Source organism: Streptomyces sp. NPDC001848, from assembly GCF_042891915.1.
Taxonomy (GTDB): domain Bacteria; phylum Actinomycetota; class Actinomycetes; order Streptomycetales; family Streptomycetaceae; genus Streptomyces.
On record NZ_JBIATP010000003.1, the window covers coordinates 132,838 to 149,495 of the forward strand.

Consider the following 16,658-nt stretch of genomic DNA (forward strand, 5'->3'; position numbering starts at 1 on the left):
CGACGATCTCCCCCGTCGTGCTCATGAACGCATGGTGAGCGATGCTGGTCTCACGCCGCAACAGACTTTCGCGGTGCCGGGAACAACGCTTCGCGACTCGCACAACAGGAGGCAAGCAGTCCGGAAAGCCCCACTGCGCACCCTTGTGCGAATCCGCCGAAGCGTCTTGGGTGGGACGAGTGATGCCGGTCCGGCCTCCTGGGGCCCGGATCGGCGACATGGTGGAACCTCAGGAGGATCCCGACATGTCTGATTCGGTGAGTGACTGTACGGAGTACCGCTCCGCCGTCACCGAAGCCGATGTGGAGGCGCTGGTCCGCGGTATCTGCTTCAAGACCGGACCGCCCCGCTCGCTCGGTGTCGAAGTCGAATGGCAAGTCCACGAGCCGCGCAATCCGTGGCTCCCCGTACCACCGGAACATCTCGACGCGGCCTATGCCGCACTGCGGACCCTGCCCCTGCGTTCGGCCCTCACGGTCGAACCGGGCGGTCAGCTGGAGCTCAGCTCCGCTCCGGCCGCCTCCCTGATGGAGTGCGTGGGGTCCGTCTCCGCCGACCTCGACGCGGTGCGCGCCGTGCTGCGCGAGGCCGGCCTCGCCCTCAGCGGCCACGGCCACGACCCGTGGCGCCCTCCCCGCCGCTATCTGCGCGAGCCGCGCTACGACGCCATGGAGCGCTGCCTGGACCGTGCCGGGCCCGAGGGGCGGTCCATGATGTGCTCCTCCGCCTCCGTGCAGGTGTGCCTGGACGCCGGGCACGAGGAGCCGGGGCCCCTGGGGTTCGGGCGGCGCTGGTGGCTGGCGCACCAGCTGGGCGCGGTCCTGGTCGCCGCGTTCGCGCACTCCCCGCTGGCCGGGGGCCGGCCCACGGGCTGGCGCTCGACGCGGCAGTTCCTGTGGACGGCCATGGACCCGGGCCGCTCCGGCGCGCCCCCGCTCGACGGCGACCCGCGCGCCGCCTGGGCCCGGCACGTGCTGGACGCGCCGGTGATGTGCGTCCGCGACCGCAGCGGTCCCTGGCGGGTGCCGCGGGGCCTGAGTTTCCGGGCCTGGACCCGGTCCGCCGATCCGCCGGACCGAGGTGACCTCGACTACCACCTGACGACCCTGTTCCCCCCGGTCAGACCCCGCGGTCACCTGGAGCTGCGCATGATCGACGCGCAGCCCGGTGACGACGGCTGGATCGTCCCGCTCGCCGTGACGGCCGCGCTCTTCGACGACCCGGAGGCCGCCGAGACCGCGTACCGGTCGGTCAAGCCCCTCGCCGAACGGGCGGGTCCCCTGCCGCCGCCGTTCAATCCGCTCTGGATCGCCGCGGCCCGCGACGGACTGGCCGACCCCGAGCTGCGCGAGGCCGCCGTCGCCTGTTTCGCGGCCGCCGCCGAGGCGCTGCCGAGGCTCGGTGCCACCGCCGACGTGCTGGGAGCCGTCGCCGAGTTCACCGACCGCTACGTGGCCCGGGGCCGCTGCCCCGCCGACGACCTGCTGCTCCGCTTCCACGGGAAGGACACCCCCTCCGGTGGGGACGAGACCCGGTTCCACGGGAAGGACATCCGCACATGACCGACGAACGGTCCCCGATCGACCCCGAGATACTCCGGGAGCGCGCGCTGGACGCCCTCACCACGGCCCGCGACCGCACCGCGCTCCTGACCGGCTGCGTCGACGACCCCGACCTCACGGCCCAGCACTCGCCGCTGATGTCCCCGCTGGTGTGGGACCTGGCGCACATAGGCAACCAGGAAGAGCTGTGGCTGCTGCGCGCGGTCGCCGGCCGCGAGGCGATGCGGCCCGAGATCGACGGGCTGTACGACGCGTTCGAGCACCCGCGCGCCGAGCGGCCCTCGCTGCCGCTGCTGCCGCCCGACGAGGCCCGCCGCTACGCCGCCGAGGTCCGCGGACGGGCCCTGGACGTGCTGGAGCGCACGCCGCTGACGGGCCGGCGCCTGACCGAGGCGGGCTTCGCCTTCGGCATGATCGCCCAGCACGAGCAGCAGCACGACGAGACCATGCTGATCACGCACCAGCTCCGCAAGGGCCCCCAGGCGCTCACCGCCCCCGATCCGGAGCCGGTGGCGCCGTACGACGGCCCGGTCGAGGTCTTCGTGCCCGGCGGCCCGTTCATCATGGGTACCTCCACCGAGCCGTGGGCGCTGGACAACGAACGGCCCGCGCACCAGCGCCAGGTGCCGCCGTTCTACATCGACGCCGTCCCGGTGACGAACGGCGCCTACATCGCCTTCATCGAGGACGGCGGCTACGGCGACGAGCGCTGGTGGACCCCTCAGGGCTGGGCGCACATCCGGACGCACGGCATCGAGGCCCCGCTGTTCTGGCGCCGCGAGGGCGGGCAGTGGCTGCGGCGGCGCTTCGGCGTCACCGAGGCGGTACCGCCCGACGAGCCGGTGCTGCACGTGTGCTGGTACGAGGCGGACGCGTACGCGCGCTGGGCGGGGCGCCGGCTGCCCACCGAGACCGAGTGGGAGAAGGCGGCCCGCCACGACCCCGCCACGGGACGGTCCCGCCGCTACCCGTGGGGCGACGCCGACCCGACGCCCGAGCACGCCAACCTCGGGCAGCGGCACCTGCGCCCCGCGCCGGTCGGCAGTTACCCGGCGGGCGTCTCACCGCTCGGCGTACGGCAGTTGATCGGTGACGTCTGGGAGTGGACGTCGAGCGACTTCCTGCCGTACCCGGGGTTCACGGCGTTCCCGTACAAGGAGTACTCGGAGGTGTTCTTCGGACCGGAGTACAAGGTGCTGCGCGGTGGTTCGTTCGCCGTGGACCCGGTGGCCTGCAGGGGCACGTTCCGCAACTGGGACTACCCGATCCGGCGGCAGATCTTCTCCGGCTTCCGCACCGCCCGGGACGCGTGATGTGCCGTCATCTCGCCTACCTGGGCCCCGAGGTGCCGCTCGGCCGACTCCTCAAGGAGCCGTCGCACAGCCTGTACCGGCAGTCGTGGGAGCCGCGGCGGCAGCGGTACGGCACGGTCAACGCCGACGGTTTCGGCGTCGGCTGGTACGCCGAGGGCGACCCCGTGCCCGCGCGGTACCGCCGGATGGAGCCCATCTGGAGCGACCCGTCCTTCGCCGATCTGGCGCGGGTCGTGCGCTCGGGGGCGTTCCTTGCCGCCGTACGGGACGCGACCGAAGGGTGTGCCGCCGGAGAGGCCGCGGCGGCGCCGTTCGCGGCCGGCCGGTGGCTGTTCAGCCACAACGGTGCCGTGCCCGGATGGCCCCGCTCCGTCACCGCCCTCGCCCGGTCCCTGCCGCCGGCCGAACTGCTGTCGCTGGAGGCCCGCACCGACTCGGCCCTGGTGTGGGCGCTCGTGCTGAACCGGCTGCGCGCCGGCGACGACGGCGGGCAGGCCCTGGCCGACACCGTGCTGGAGGTCGCCGCGGCGGCCCCCGGCGCCCGGCTCAACCTACTGCTCACCAACGGCTCGACGATCGCGGCGACCGCGTGGGGCGACACGCTGTGGTACCTCGCCGAGACCGGCGGCCACCCCCAAGGCCTCGGTCCCGCTCGACCAGGGGGAACCCCCGTCGTCGTGGCCTCCGAACCGTACGACGACGACCCGCGCTGGCAGGAGGTGCCCGACCGGACCCTGCTCACGGCCGACACCACCGACGTCCTGCTGACACCGCTGAAGGACCCGCGCGACGACATGGCACCACCACCCGAGGAGCCCCGCACGTGAGCCCGTTCCATGTGACCCGCACCCTTCCCGAGGACGCCACGGACGCCGCGCTGCGCGCCGACGTCCTCGACGGCCTCACCCGCAGTCCGAAGACCCTGCCGCCGAAGTGGTTCTACGACGCCCACGGCAGCGACCTGTTCGAGAAGATCACCGAGCTGCCGGAGTACTACCCCACGCGCGCCGAACGGGAGATCCTCATCGCCCGCTCCGGGGAGATCGCGGCCGCGGCCGGCGCGCGCACCCTCGTGGAGCTGGGCTCCGGCTCGTCCGAGAAGACACGGCACCTGCTGGACGCGATGAGCGGGCTGCGCACCTACGTCCCCGTCGACGTCAGCGAGAGCGCGCTCACCCAGGCGGGGCAGGCCCTGGCCGCCGAGCGGCCCGGTCTCGACGTCCACGCGCTCATCGCCGACTTCACGGCGGGCCTCACGCTGCCGGAGACACCCGGGCCGCGGCTCGTCGCGTTCCTCGGCGGCACCATCGGCAACCTGGTGCCCGCCGAGCGGGCGACGTTCCTCAGGTCCGTCAGGGCACTGATGGCGCCCGGGGACTCGCTGCTGCTCGGCACGGACCTGGTGAAGGACCCCACGGTGCTGGTGGCGGCGTACGACGACGCGGCCGGGGTGACGGCCGCGTTCAACAAGAACGTGCTGACCGTCGTCAACCGGGAGCTGGGCGCCGACTTCGACCCGGACGCCTTCGACCATGTGGCGCTGTGGGACGCGGAGATGGAGTGGATCGAGATGCGGCTGCGGGCGCGCGCCGCGCAGACCGTGAAGATCCCCGCGCTGGACCTGGCGGCCGACTTCGCCGAGGGTGAGGAGCTGCGCACGGAGGTGTCGGCGAAGTTCCGCGAGGACGGCGTACGCCGTGAACTGGCGGCCGCCGGACTGGACCTGACGCACTGGTGGACGGACCGGGAGGGGAGGTTCGCCCTGTCCCTGAGCTCGGCGCGCCCGGCCGGCTGAGCCGCCGCGTGTGACACACCCGCGGACACCCGCCAAGGAGAGGAGCACTCACATGACCGACCACATCTACCGGGTCACCGAGATCGTCGGCAGCTCGCCCGAGGGCATCGACCAGGCCATCCGCAACGGCATCGAACGCGCCTCACAGACCCTGCGCAACCTGGACTGGTTCGAGGTCACACAGGTCAGGGGCCGAATCGAGAACGGGCGGATCGAGCACTACCAGGTTGGCCTGAAGGTGGGCTTCCGCCTGGAGGAGGGCGAGTAGCGGAGGGCGGTCCTCGAGGCCCCGGAGGGGCGGGCCCGTCAGGTCCGCCCCTCCCGTTCCTGGGCGTCCTGCAGCGCGGCGGACGGGGACGCCCAGCGGGCACGGACGACGGTGAAACCCGCTCGTTCGGCGTCCTGGCAGACCAGTTCGTCGTCGTCGACGAGAACACGGACCTCCCGGCCGCGGGCCAGCTCGCGCAGCAACTCCAGCTTGGTGACGCGGGCGGGCCTGCGGTCTCCGTTCGACCGCATGTACAGGCGTCCCTCGGGCAGCCCGTGGGCGGCGAGCCAGTCGAGGGTGTCCCGCCGGCAGCGCGCGGGCCGTCCGGTCAGATAGACGAGCTCGCACTCCTCGGCGGTCCTCAGTGCGAGCGCGATCCCCTCGGCCAGCGGCGGGTCCTGCGGCGCGGCCGCGAAGAAGGCGTCCCAGTCACGCGGTCTCGTCCGAAGGAAGCGCTGCCGGTGCGTGGTGTCGGCGAGGGTGTTGTCCAGGTCGAAGACGGCGACGGGCCTGCTGTCGTGGGTCACGCACCCCACTGTAGGGATGGGTGCCCGGCGTCAGGGCCCCGCGTCAGGCCTCCGGTCGCGCGGGGGCCGGCGGCCACACTCCGGGCGCGAGGACGCCCTCCACGTAGGCGCGCGCCACCAGGGCCGCCTTGCCGGTCACACCCCAGCGGCGGGAGAGCTGCTTGAAGTGGTAGTTGACGCCGTCCACGGTCACTCCCACGGCGGAGGCGATCTGGCCGGTCGTGGAACCGGCCGCCGCCAGCGCGAGGATCCGGGACTCGATCTCGTCCGCCTTGACGGGTGGGGCGCCACGGTCTTCGGCCGGGGCGGGGACGTCCTCACGGATGCGGAGCATCAGCAGCAGGTCGGGGGCGTCGGTGGACGTCTCGCCGACCAGGTCGACGGTCATCTCGCCGCGGCGCTCGACGCCGGCCGCGGTGGTCCAGCCGACCGCGACGGTGTAACGGGACCTGCGGTGCAGCCGGATCGCCTCGGTGACCGCGCGCAGCTCGTCCCTGGTCTGCGGGTGGAACAGATCGAGGATGCTGCGCCCGCGCAGCGGGCCGGCGAGTGTCCCCCACTCTCCCGCCATGGCCGCGTTGGCCCGCAGGATCGTGCCGTCGGTCGTGCAGTACGCCGTGGGCAGGGGGATCCGGTCGAACAGGCCCAGCGCGCGGTTGCGCCAGAAGACCGCCGCGCGGCTGTCCGGCGCCGGGGATCTGGTGGGCGGCTGGGGTATCCGCGGTCGGCGGAAATCCACCCGGCTGCTCCTTCCGTCGGGGACACGGGCGTTCACCCCCAGTGAAGTCGCTGTGACCGCGCCGGTGCCACTCGTCACGCGGAAGAGTGAGAACATCCGCCGACACAGGCAACCGCCCCACCACGGGTCTTCGTCTTCTTGAGCATGGACGACTCACCGACTTCAGCACTCCGTCACGCCAGATTCTCGTACAGCAGTGGTATATGACCCAACCATGGCCAAACCTCACGTTGCGGACCGTGCGCCGGTGCCGCAGGGTCAAAGGGTGAGCGCACTCTCGCCCGCCCCCGCCCCCACGCACACCGGGGGCGGTACCCGTCGCATCCGCCTGCCCTTCGACAACCGACTTCTGCCCGGCGCCCCATCGGCCCTCGCCCTGTTCGCCGCCATCCGCATCGCCGGTGTCGTCGCGATCGCCGTCGCGAACCACCTCGCCGGCCACCCGATGCTCAAGGGTCTGGCCCACTCCTGGGACTCCCGCTGGTACCTCCACATCGCCCAGCACGGCTACGGCACCTATGTCCACGTCCTGCACAACGGTGCCGTCCAGCGGGACTGGGCGTTCTTCCCGCTGTACCCGGGGCTGACCCGCGCCGTGTACACCGTTCTGCCGATCAGTCCGGGCGCCGCCGCCCTGCTGGTCGCCTGGAGTGCCGCGGGGGTGGCCGCGTACGGCATCTACGCGATCGGCCACCGCCTGTACGGACGGGCCGTCGCCACCGTCCTCGTCGGGGTGTGGGCCTCGATGCCGCACTCCGTCGTCCTCGACATCGCCTACACCGAGTCCCTGCTGACCGCGCTCGCCGTCTGGGCGCTGTACGCGGTGCTGACGGGCCGCTGGCTGTGGGCCGGGGCGCTGGCCGCCCTCGCGGGCCTGTCCCGCCCCACGGGCTTCTCCGTGGCCGCCGCGGTGGTCGCCGTCGCCCTGTACGAGATCGTCGTGCGGCGCGGCCGCGTCCCGCTCCGGATGTGGTGCGGCGCCGCGATCGCGCCCCTCGGCTGGGTGAGTTTCGTGCTGTGGGTGGGCGCCCATATGGGTGATCTGTTCGGCGGCTACTTCACCGTGCAGCGTGCCTGGGACTCCCGCTTCGACTTCGGGGCGGGGTCGCTGCACTTCCTCAAGGGGCTGCTGGAGCACGGCGGCCGGGTCGTCTATCCCCTGGCACTGGTGATCGTCACGGCAGCCATCCTGCTGTTCTGCCTGCTGTGCGTCGACCGGGCGCCGCTGGCACTGATCGTCTACGCCGGGATACTGCTGCTGATCACGGTCGGCGGCTCCGGTCCGTACGCGTCGAAGCCGCGTTTCCTGCTGCCGGCGTTCCCGCTGCTGATCCCGCTCGCGCGCGGGCTCGTACGGACGTGGCGGGTACGGCCGAAACAGGCCTGGCTGCTGGGCATCGCGCTCACGCTGATGTCGGTGGCCTACGGAACGTACCTCATGACGGCCAGCCGCACCCCGCTGTGAGAAGGGCCGTTCAGGGCTTGACGGCGGCCGGCGCCGAACCGTGGCACCGTGACCGGGGACTCGGGGTCCGAGTGGGGCCGTCGGCGGGCGCACGAGACAGCGTTGTCCGCCAGGACCGCATCGCCTCGACGTTGCCCTGCCCGCCGAGGTCGGTGTCGGTGGTGGGACGGCACCGCGGACACGAGGGTGCGCTCGATGTCCCGTGCCCGGCCGGTGTCGAGGACGAAGCTGAGGACGCCGAGGATCGTGGCGGCGACGCGGCCGGTGACAGGGCTTCCGCCCGGGGCACTCCCCCAAGCTCTTCGAGCCGGGGGCACCCCCAGAGCACGCAGCTGACGCCGTGAGGCCCGCCCTTCGGGCGAACGACGGGACTTTCGCAACACGACTTTCGCGACACACCCTGGTCGCCGACCTTCCGGTCGATCTCGTGGTCGTCCCGGCCGCCGATCCAGTGGTGCGACACCCGCGCGTCGGGGGCCACTTGGGTGTCCACCCGTGTCGGCCCGCCCGGCCGGCGCCGGCGCTCGCTCACGTTCGTCTCCCCGCGGCTTCGGCGGCGCTCACCGCCGGCGGCCATTGTGCCGTCGCTGCGGTGCCTCGGGGATGGTTTCGCCGCTGTCTGGCCCGTGCCGCGGCGGGTACCCGCAGGGTGTCACGACTCTTTGGGGAGATGACTCGGATGCGCTTCCTCGGAATGCTCCTCCTCGCGGCCACCGCCGCCTTCACCGGGCTGCTGATCGCGGACAACCTGTCGGGCGGCCCGCACTACAGCGTGTCGGTGCTCGGACAGAACATCGCGACCATGAACGCCCTCGCCATCTTCTGCGCCGGTCTCGCCCTGGCGCTGATCTTCGCGCTGGGCCTGGCAACGGCGACGAGCGGCGCGACACACCGCCCCCGGGGGTGGCGTCGGGCCCGCCGGACCACCGTGGTCGACGATCTGGGACGACCCGACACCCGGCCCTGACGTGACGGACCCCCTCAGCGGTTGGGCCGGGCTTTGCTGACGTCCGCCAGAACCGAAGCCGGGTCCTCGGCCACGGCGAGGTCGCCCAGGCTGACGATGCCGACCGGGCAGCCGCCCTTCTCGACGACGGGGAGCCTGCGTACGGCGTGGCGGCGCATCAGGGCGGCCGCGTGGTCGGTGGTGTCGTCGGGCGCGAGCGTCACCACGGGGGGACGGCTGCACACCGAGCCCGCGGTCGTGGTGTCCGGGTCGAGGTTCTCGGCAATCATGCGGACCACGATGTCGCGGTCCGTGAGCACCCCGAACAGGTCGCTGTCGTACGTCACCAGCACGTCGCCGACGTTCTCGTCGCGCATGAGGCGGGCCGCCCGCGCCACGGAGGTCATCGGCTCGACGGCGACCGTGCCGCGGGACATCACGTCACGTACCTGCCTGGTCATGGGAAACCTCCTGGTTCGTCGTGTGGGGGTGCGGCTCCCGGTCGGCCGCCTCCGGCGCGGGGCCGGCGTGCCAGCCGCTGAAGCGGTGGACGGTGACGACGACCACGGGTCCGTCCGGCGGGGCGTCCCGGTACTGGGGGTACTTCTGCGCCAGCAGGGCGACGGCGGCCTGGTACTCGCCGCGATCGTCGTCCGCGGGCGCGTCCGGCGGCACGACCCGGGCGCCTCCGTCGGCCCGTACCCACCAGAGCCGCTCCCAGTCCTCGTCGTACGCGTCCACCAGCAGGCTCACGGCCGGATGGACGGCGATGTTGTGCAGTCGCTTCAGCCGCCGGGAGTTCTTCGGCTTGCGGTCGACCGCCATGACGATCCCGCCGTCGCCGCGCACGGCGAACACGACCGGTACGAGGTGGGGGCGCCCCTCGGGGTCCACCGTGGCCAGCCGCGCCACCCGGGCGTCGGTGAACCGTCGCATTGCCTCGTGCTCAGCGATCCGCGGCACTCGCGCTCCTCCTCACGACTGCGTGACACCGCCGCGGACAGCTCGGCACGTCGGCGGGTACTCCTTCCGGCGCTGGCGGGTACCCGGCGTCCGGCGCTCTCACACGGTCGGCCCTCGGATGCCGACGTGCGGGGGGCGGGGGCACACTGGAAACCCGGCCCGCGCCCCGGCCTGCCGACCGACCAGGCAAGGAGGCCGTCGTGGAATTCGACGTGATCGTGGAGATCCCGCAGGGATCACGCAACAAGTACGAGATGGACCACGCACAGCACCGCATCCGTCTGGACCGGATGCTGTTCACCTCCACCCGGTACCCGGCCGACTACGGCTACATCGACCACACGCTCGGCCGGGACGGCGACCCGCTCGACGCCCTCGTCATCGTCGGCGAACCCACCTTCCCCGGCTGCGCGATCGAGTGCCGCGCCGTCGGCATGTTCGTCATGAAGGACGAGAAGGGCCCCGACGACAAGATCCTGTGCGTCCCGGCCCACGACCCGCGCTACGCGGGCGTCCAGGACATCGGCGACGTTCCCGCCTTCGACCGGCTGGAGATCACCCATTTCTTCGAGGTGTACAAGGACCTGGAGCCCGGCAAGTCGGTCGAGGGCTCCCACTGGGAGGGACGGCAGGAGGCCTACGCGGAGATCGAGGCCTCCCGCCGGCGTGCCTCGCAGGGCTGACGCAGCCGGGGCCCCTGTGGGCGAAGCTCTCAGCGCCGGACCCGCGCGCGGCCGGGCCGGGTGACGGCGAGCAGGATCAGGGCGAGGGCTTGGACCACGCCGACGAACGTGATCAGGGCCGGGATCGAGACGCCGTACAGGGCTCCGGTCAGCGCACCGCCCACCAGGCTCGCCCCGCCGACCACACCGGCGAAGACCCCGTACGCGGTCGCCCGCCGCCCCGAGGGGACCAGGTCGGCGACCGTCGCCCGCAGCGTGGACTCCTGCACACCCATGGCGGCGCCCCACACCAGCGACCCGGCCACGGCGACCGTCACCGTGTGGGTGAACCCGAGCACCGGGACGGCCGCCGACAGCAGGGGCAGCACCGCGAGGACGCGGGGCCCGTACCGGTCGTAGGCCCAGCCGGTGGCCAGTGCGGCGACCGCGTCGACGGCCATGGCGGCCGCGTACAGCAGCGGCACCCACGCCGTGTGGGCCAGATGCCGTTCGACGAGGTGGTAGGAGAGCAGGCCGAAGGTGGTGAAGCCGGCGGTGGTGGCCGCGGTGAACGCCGCGTAGGTCCAGAACGTGGTGGGCAGGCGGACGCCGGGGGTCGCGGGTGCGGCGGAGGGCGGGGTGATCTCGCGCTCGTACGCCTCCGGGTCGGGCACCCGGGCCCGCAGCCACACCAGCAGCCCCAGGACCGCCGCCCCGGGCAGGGCCAACACGCCCAGTGCGGGTCCGTAGGCGCCGCCCGTCAGCGCGAGGACGCCGGCGACGGTCAGCGGTCCGACGAGGGCTCCGATCTGGTCCATGGCCTCGTGGACGGCAAAGCCGCGGCCGCGTCCCGTGACCGCCGTGGCGTGCGACAGCAGGGTGTCCTTCGCCGGGGACCGCACCGCCTTGCCGACCCGCTCGGCGATGACGAGGACGCAGGCCGCCCAGAGCGTCCCGACCACGCCGAGCAGGGGGACGGAGAGCACCGTGAGCGCGTACCCGGCGATCGCGAGGCCCCAGAACCGGCGCGTGCGGTCGGCGAGCGGCCCCGAGACGAGCCGCAGTCCCAGCGCCGCGGCCTCGCCCGCGCCGGTGACCAGGCCGACGACGAGCGAGGAGGCGCCGAGCGACGCCAGGAGCGGACCGGTGACGGAGCGGGCGCCCTCGTACACGAAGTCCGCGAGCAGGCTGACCGTGCCGAACCACACCACGAAGCGCCACGGCCCCATCCGGGCCGGCGCCGGCGCTCGCTGTACCGATGTCGCACCCACTGCGCCTCCCCGGCCCGGACCCGGACACCGCCCGGCGGCGCGGTGTCTTCCAACGAGCACGTCGACTGCATTATCGACGACACGTGTGTCGTCGTTGCCCGGGTGTCAGCGGCTGAAACCGTTCGGGTCGAGGTCGCGGGGCAGCAGCATCACGCGGTGGAGGTTGCACGCGACGGGCGGCTGGGGCGCCGACGGGCGAGAGGTCTGGTGGGCGTGCAGCGCCGCGCTCACCAGACTCAGCAGCAGATCGACGTCGGTGTCGCAGTCCAGACGCACGGTCACCCAGCGGGAGCCGGGCAGGATGCGGACGGCGGTCGACTCCGCGAGGTCGTCGGAGAAGCGGCGGATGACCCCGGTGGTCAGGTGCAGATCCGCCTCGCGGTCGCTGTGGAAGTGGACGATCTCGCTGTGCGGGGTGCTGAGCGCCCGCCCCTTGCCGCAACTGGCCGGCCCCACGGTGAGGTCGGGCCAGGCGTCGAGCCGTTCCAGGGCGCGCTGGGCCAGAGTCATGTGCCCATCGTCGTCTCCTCACTCCGGCGCCATCAGAGGTTGAGGGTTCTGTAACCAGGCCGTGAGGTTGGGGCTCCGAAGGACGGTGACGGCGATCGGGCCGACGCCGGCCGTCCGCACATGTGCGGACGGCGTCAAAAAAGCCGCGGGGCCGTCAGGGTCGTATCAAGGATGGTCGCGCTCGCCATCGCCGCCACGCTCGTCGCGGTCCGCCTGCTGTGGGTGGCGCCGCTGTCGGCGGTGGTACAGCGCATGAACCGGCGGGTGGCGTTGGTCCTCACCTGGGCGGGCACGCGGGGTGTGGTCCCGCTGGCCGCGGCCCTGTCCATCCCGGTCACCACCCGGCACGGCGCCGCGCTGACGCAGCGGCCCCTGCTGCTCGTGCTGTCCACGTCGGTCGTGGTCGTCACCCTCGTCGTCCGGGGTTTCACCCTGGCCCCGGTGGTCCGCCGCTCGGGCATCGCGCTGGAGCCCGACCACACGGAACGCGAGGAGGCCGCGGTGCGCTGCCGCCTGGCCGGCGCGGGCATGCGCCGCCTGGACGAACTGGCGCAGTCACAGGCCGTTCCCGACGTCGTCCTGCACCGGTTGCGGCGGGGGCTGAGCGCCCGTCGCGACGACGCTGTGAACACCTCGCCGACGTGGACAGGACCGCCGCCCCTGTCGGATCCGCCGACCTGGTCTACCGGCAGCTGCGCCGCGACCTGATCGCCGCGGAAGCGGCGGAGCTCCGGCGCCTGTACGACGAACGCGCCATCAGCGACACGACACGCCGCCGCCTCCAGCGCTCTCTGGACCTGGAGGAGGCCCGGCTGGCCGACATCTGACCCGAGGGGTGTCCTGCCGGGCGGGGCCGGGTGGTCGGGTGGTCGGCCGGGCGGCCGGGCGGCCGTCTGCCTGGTGTTCTTTAACGGAAGCTTGACGCCTGGAGGCCCGTCATCCGGGGGCCCTCGCGTCACTCTCTGCTTACGCTGGTGCGGCCGTCCGGGTGAGGGTCGATTCCCGCACCAAGCCACGCATCAGGCGCAAGCCGCACAACAGGAGAACACGTCCATGGCCGCGACCACCGAACACCCACCTGCGAGTCGATTGCGGGCGTGGATGCTGCAGGGACTGTCCGACATGGGCAAGGGCACCGTTCAGGGTCCGCACGCCCAGCCCGAACCCCCGCACAAGGGCCAGCGCTGGTGGCGGGTGATGTGCCTGACCGGTGTCGACTACTTCTCCACCCTCGGCTACCAGCCCGGCATCGCCGCCCTCGCCGCCGGACTGCTCTCCCCCGTCGCCACCGTCGTCCTGGTCGCCGTCACCCTGGCCGGCGCCCTGCCCGTCTACCGCCGCGTCGCCGAGGAGAGCCCGCACGGCGAAGGCTCCATCGCCATGCTGGAGCGCCTGCTCTCCTTCTGGCAGGGCAAGCTGTTCGTCCTCACCCTGCTCGGCTTCGCCGCCACCGACTTCCTGATCACCATCACCCTCTCCGCCGCCGACGCCTCCACCCACCTGGTGGAGAACCCGCATCTGACGGGTCTGCTGCACGGGAAGGAGATGGTGATCACCCTCTTCCTCGTGGCGCTGCTGGGCGCGGTGTTCCTCAAGGGCTTCCTGGAGGCGATCGGAGTCGCGGTCGCCCTGGTGGTGACCTATCTGGGTCTGAACGCCGTCGTGGTGGTCGTGGGCCTGTGGCACGTCGTCACCGCCGGGCACGTGGTGACCGACTGGAGCAATGCGCTGACCACCCAGCACGGCAACGTCCTCGCCATGGTCGGGGTGTCTCTGATCGTCTTCCCGAAGCTGGCGCTCGGCCTGTCCGGCTTCGAGACCGGTGTCGCCGTCATGCCGCACGTCCAGGGCGACCCCGGCGACAGCGAGGACAAGCCCGCGGGCCGGATCCGCGACACCAAGAAGCTGCTCACGACCGCCGCGCTGATCATGAGCGTCTTCCTGATCGCCACCAGCTTCATCACCACCGTGCTGATCCCGGCGAAGGAGTTCCAGCCGGGCGGCCAGGCCAACGGTCGTGCGCTGGCGTACCTCGCTCACCAGTACCTGGGCGGCGGTTTCGGCACCCTGTACGACATCTCGACGATCGCGATCCTGTGGTTCGCGGGCGCCTCCGCCATGGCCGGGCTGCTCAACCTGATGCCCCGCTACCTGCCCCGCTACGGCATGGCCCCGCACTGGGCCCGCGCGGTGCGCCCCATGGTCATCGTCTTCACGCTGATCGCCTTCCTGGTCACCTGGATCTTCGACGCCAACGTCGACGCCCAGGGCGGCGCCTACGCCACCGGCGTCCTGGTGCTGATGTCGTCCGCGGCGATCGCGGTGACCATCGCCGCGCGCAAGGCCCGTCAGCGGGGCTGGACCATCGGCTTCGCGGTCGTCTCGGCGGTTCTGCTGTACGTCACCGTCGTCAACGTCATCGAGCGGCCTGACGGTGTGAAGATCGGCGCCTGCTTCATCGCCGGGATCATCCTCGTCTCGCTGCTGTCGCGGCTCGCCCGCGCCTTCGAGCTCCGTGTGACCAGCGTGACCCTCGACGACATGGCGGAACGTTTCGTCAGGGATATCGCCAGCCGCCGTATCCGCTTCGTCGCCAATGAGCCGGACCGGCGCGACGTCGCGGAGTACCGCGAGAAGATCGAGCAGATCCGGGCGGACAACGACGTCACGGCCCAGGAGGACTTCGTCTTCGTGGAGGTGACCGTCGGGGACCCGTCGGAGTTCGAGGCGGGGCTGATCGTGCGCGGAGAGGTGCTGCACGGCCGCTACCGCGTCCTGACGCTGGAGTCCTCCTCCATCCCCAACGCCCTGGCGGCACTCCTGCTCCATGTCCGTGACAGGACCGGGCGCATCCCGCACATCTACTTCGAGTGGACCGAGGGCGGCCCGTTCGCCAACTTCCTGCGCTTCTTCCTCTTCGGGCAGGGCGAGGTGGCACCGGTCACCCGGGAGGTGCTGCGCGAGGCGGAGCCGGACCGGAAGCGGCGGCCGCGGGTCCACGTGGGCTGAGCGGGTCGATGTCGGTGAACGGGTCGACGTCGGCTGCGCGCGCCCACCACGGCGGGAATCCCGCGGCGCGGCGAGCGTTGAAGTCCTTGTGAGCTCAGTGATCGCAGGCACCCGTTTCTCCGTGCTGGACCGCTCGCGTACCCGTGAGGGGCACGACGGCCCCAAGGCCCTGCGGGACACCGTGCGGCTGGCGCAGGAGGTCGAGCGGCTGGGGTATCACCGGTTCTGGGTCTCCGAGCACCACGGCGTGTCCGGTGTCGCGGGCTCGGCTCCGACCGTGCTGGCGGCGGCCGTCGCCGCGGCCACGCGGACCATACGGGTGGGGACGGGCGGTGTGATGCTGCCCAATCACCGACCGCTCGTGGTGGCCGAGCAGTTCGGCGTGCTGGAGTCGCTGTTCCCGGGGCGGATCGACATGGGGCTCGGCCGTTCCGTCGGCTTCACGGACGGGGTGCGCAGGGCGCTCGGCCGCGACAAGGGCGACGCCGACGACTTCGCGGGCCAACTCGCCGAGCTGCTGGGGTGGTTCCGCGGCACCTCGCCCACCGGCGTGCACGCCCGCCCGGCCGAGGGTCTGTCCGTGCCGCCCTTCGTACTGGCCATGGGTGAGGGTGCGCTGATCGCCGCCCACGCCGGGCTGCCCATGGTGATCGGCGACTTCCGGAACCGCGAGCGGATGCTGCGCGGCATCGAGCGCTACCGGGGGGAGTTCCGGCCTTCCGAGTGGGCGCCCGAGCCGTACGTCGTCGTCTCCGGCACCGTCGCGGTCGCCGGCACCGCCGAGGACGCCCGCCGCATCCTGATCCCCGAGGCCTGGTCGATGGCGTACGCGCGGACCCATGGCACGTTTCCGCCGCTGCCGGCCGCCGAGCGGGTGGAGCCGATGGCGATGAGCGCCAAGGAGCGGGGGTACTACGAGGCCGGGCTCGTCGGTCATCTCGCCGGCACCGAGGAGCAGGTCGCCGATGAGCTGGCGGGCCTGCTCAAGGAGACGGGGGCGCAGGAGGTGCTGGTCACGACCAGTACGTACGACCGTGCGGCGCTCGTGGACTCCTACCGGAGGCTGGCGCGGGTCGCGGGGCTGGGGGCGGCGTAGGCCGCCGCGCGCCGCACACCGGTCACAGGCCCAGGTCGCTCAGGCCCGGGTGGTCGTCGGGCCTGCGCCCGGGCGGCCAGTGGAACAGGCGCTCCGACTCCTGGACGGGGAGGTCGTTGATGGACGCGTGACGCCGGCGCATCAGACCGTTGTCGTCGAACTCCCAGTTCTCGTTGCCGTACGAGCGGAACCAGTTGCCCGAGTCGTCGTGGCACTCGTACGCGAACCGCACCGCGATGCGGTTGCCGTCGACGGCCCACAGCTCCTTGATGAGCCGGTAGTCCAGCTCGCGGCGCCACTTGCGGGTGAGGAAGGCGACGATCTCGTCGCGGCCGGTGAGGAACTCCGCTCGATTGCGCCAGCGGGAGTCCACCGTGTAGGCGAGTGCCACCCGCTCCGGGTCGCGGGTGTTCCAGGCGTCCTCCGCGAGCCGCACCTTTTCGGTGGCGGTGTCGTGGGTGAACGGCGGGAACGGTGGGCGGGGTGGGTGCGTCATGTCGCCTCCGTGAAGACGGGAACAGTCGTTCTCCAC

18 protein-coding genes and 1 pseudogene are annotated in these 16,658 nt (G+C 72.3%); 12 read left to right on the forward strand and 7 right to left on the reverse strand.

What is annotated here, in order from left to right; translation table 11 throughout:
- Window positions 1-245 precede the first annotated feature (245 nt).
- From egtA to ACFYZJ_RS06800, 5 genes are read left to right on the forward strand one after another with little or no spacing between them, the layout of a single operon-like run.
- Complete coding sequence (gene egtA / locus ACFYZJ_RS06780; RefSeq protein WP_388563622.1) at window positions 246-1,562, forward strand: ergothioneine biosynthesis glutamate--cysteine ligase EgtA; 1,317 nt, start codon at window positions 246-248, stop codon at window positions 1,560-1,562.
- Window positions 1,559-2,875, forward strand: coding sequence for an ergothioneine biosynthesis protein EgtB (gene egtB / locus ACFYZJ_RS06785; RefSeq protein ID WP_388563624.1), 1,317 nt, complete (start codon window positions 1,559-1,561; stop codon window positions 2,873-2,875). The genes egtA and egtB overlap by 4 nt, the downstream gene beginning before the upstream one ends.
- Window positions 2,875-3,702: an ergothioneine biosynthesis protein EgtC gene (gene egtC / locus ACFYZJ_RS06790; protein WP_388563626.1), complete on the forward strand. Its 828-nt coding sequence runs from the start codon at window positions 2,875-2,877 to the stop codon at window positions 3,700-3,702. The genes egtB and egtC overlap by 1 nt, the downstream gene beginning before the upstream one ends.
- Window positions 3,699-4,670: an L-histidine N(alpha)-methyltransferase gene (gene egtD, locus ACFYZJ_RS06795; protein ID WP_388563628.1), complete on the forward strand. Its 972-nt coding sequence runs from the start codon at window positions 3,699-3,701 to the stop codon at window positions 4,668-4,670. The genes egtC and egtD overlap by 4 nt, the downstream gene beginning before the upstream one ends.
- A 52-nt stretch (window positions 4,671-4,722) precedes the next feature.
- Window positions 4,723-4,938: a dodecin gene (locus ACFYZJ_RS06800; protein WP_388563630.1), complete on the forward strand. Its 216-nt coding sequence runs from the start codon at window positions 4,723-4,725 to the stop codon at window positions 4,936-4,938.
- Between the two features lie 38 nt (window positions 4,939-4,976).
- On the opposite strand, the gene ACFYZJ_RS06805 is transcribed toward ACFYZJ_RS06800, so the two are convergent.
- Window positions 4,977-5,465: a hypothetical protein gene (locus tag ACFYZJ_RS06805; RefSeq protein WP_388563632.1), complete on the reverse strand. Its 489-nt coding sequence runs from the start codon at window positions 5,463-5,465 to the stop codon at window positions 4,977-4,979.
- Window positions 5,466-5,508: 43 nt separating this feature from the next.
- The gene (locus tag ACFYZJ_RS06810) at window positions 5,509-6,204 is read right to left on the reverse strand and encodes a helix-turn-helix transcriptional regulator (RefSeq protein WP_388563634.1); all 696 of its coding nucleotides are present in this window, start codon (window positions 6,202-6,204) and stop codon (window positions 5,509-5,511) included.
- Window positions 6,205-6,469: 265 nt separating this feature from the next.
- On the opposite strand from ACFYZJ_RS06810, the gene ACFYZJ_RS06815 reads away from it, so the two are divergent.
- Both ACFYZJ_RS06815 and ACFYZJ_RS06820 read left to right on the forward strand, forming a co-directional pair.
- Window positions 6,470-7,669 (forward strand): hypothetical protein, encoded by a 1,200-nt coding sequence (locus ACFYZJ_RS06815; protein WP_388563636.1) that lies wholly within the window; start codon window positions 6,470-6,472, stop codon window positions 7,667-7,669.
- 679 nt (window positions 7,670-8,348) lie between these two features.
- On the forward strand, window positions 8,349-8,636 hold the full coding sequence (locus ACFYZJ_RS06820) for a hypothetical protein (protein WP_388563638.1): 288 nt from the start codon (window positions 8,349-8,351) through the stop codon (window positions 8,634-8,636).
- A 14-nt stretch (window positions 8,637-8,650) separates the two neighbouring features.
- On the opposite strand, the gene ACFYZJ_RS06825 is transcribed toward ACFYZJ_RS06820, so the two are convergent.
- Together ACFYZJ_RS06825 and ACFYZJ_RS06830 are read right to left on the reverse strand one after the other, a co-directional pair.
- The gene (locus tag ACFYZJ_RS06825) at window positions 8,651-9,076 is read right to left on the reverse strand and encodes a CBS domain-containing protein (protein WP_388563640.1); all 426 of its coding nucleotides are present in this window, start codon (window positions 9,074-9,076) and stop codon (window positions 8,651-8,653) included.
- Window positions 9,077-9,140: 64 nt separating this feature from the next.
- Window positions 9,141-9,578: pseudogene (locus ACFYZJ_RS06830) on the reverse strand (TIGR03668 family PPOX class F420-dependent oxidoreductase); the annotation flags it as partial.
- A 200-nt stretch (window positions 9,579-9,778) separates the two neighbouring features.
- On the opposite strand from ACFYZJ_RS06830, the gene ACFYZJ_RS06835 reads away from it, so the two are divergent.
- Window positions 9,779-10,261 (forward strand): inorganic diphosphatase, encoded by a 483-nt coding sequence (locus tag ACFYZJ_RS06835; protein WP_388563642.1) that lies wholly within the window; start codon window positions 9,779-9,781, stop codon window positions 10,259-10,261.
- A 29-nt stretch (window positions 10,262-10,290) separates the two neighbouring features.
- On the opposite strand, the gene ACFYZJ_RS06840 is transcribed toward ACFYZJ_RS06835, so the two are convergent.
- On the reverse strand, window positions 10,291-11,511 hold the full coding sequence (locus tag ACFYZJ_RS06840; protein WP_388563644.1) for an MFS transporter: 1,221 nt from the start codon (window positions 11,509-11,511) through the stop codon (window positions 10,291-10,293).
- Between the two features lie 105 nt (window positions 11,512-11,616).
- Window positions 11,617-12,021: a luciferase family protein gene (locus ACFYZJ_RS06845; protein WP_388563646.1), complete on the reverse strand. Its 405-nt coding sequence runs from the start codon at window positions 12,019-12,021 to the stop codon at window positions 11,617-11,619.
- 171 nt (window positions 12,022-12,192) lie between these two features.
- On the opposite strand from ACFYZJ_RS06845, the gene ACFYZJ_RS06850 reads away from it, so the two are divergent.
- The 4 genes from ACFYZJ_RS06850 to ACFYZJ_RS06865 all read left to right on the forward strand — a co-directional run bounded on the left by ACFYZJ_RS06850 (window position 12,193) and on the right by ACFYZJ_RS06865 (window position 16,126).
- Entirely contained in the window at window positions 12,193-12,729 is a 537-nt protein-coding gene (locus ACFYZJ_RS06850; protein ID WP_388563648.1) for a cation:proton antiporter, read from the forward strand.
- Window positions 12,663-12,848 (forward strand): hypothetical protein, encoded by a 186-nt coding sequence (locus ACFYZJ_RS06855; RefSeq protein WP_388563650.1) that lies wholly within the window; start codon window positions 12,663-12,665, stop codon window positions 12,846-12,848. Before ACFYZJ_RS06850 ends, ACFYZJ_RS06855 begins: the two co-directional genes overlap by 67 nt.
- Window positions 12,849-13,074: 226 nt before the next feature.
- Entirely contained in the window at window positions 13,075-15,030 is a 1,956-nt protein-coding gene (locus tag ACFYZJ_RS06860; protein ID WP_388563652.1) for an amino acid transporter, read from the forward strand.
- An 88-nt stretch (window positions 15,031-15,118) separates the two neighbouring features.
- Window positions 15,119-16,126 (forward strand): LLM class flavin-dependent oxidoreductase, encoded by a 1,008-nt coding sequence (locus ACFYZJ_RS06865; RefSeq protein ID WP_388563654.1) that lies wholly within the window; start codon window positions 15,119-15,121, stop codon window positions 16,124-16,126.
- A 22-nt stretch (window positions 16,127-16,148) separates the two neighbouring features.
- Here ACFYZJ_RS06865 and ACFYZJ_RS06870 read toward each other — a convergent pair whose 3' ends face one another.
- Complete coding sequence (locus ACFYZJ_RS06870; protein ID WP_388563656.1) at window positions 16,149-16,622, reverse strand: DUF1348 family protein; 474 nt, start codon at window positions 16,620-16,622, stop codon at window positions 16,149-16,151.
- Window positions 16,623-16,658: the final 36 nt, after the last annotated feature.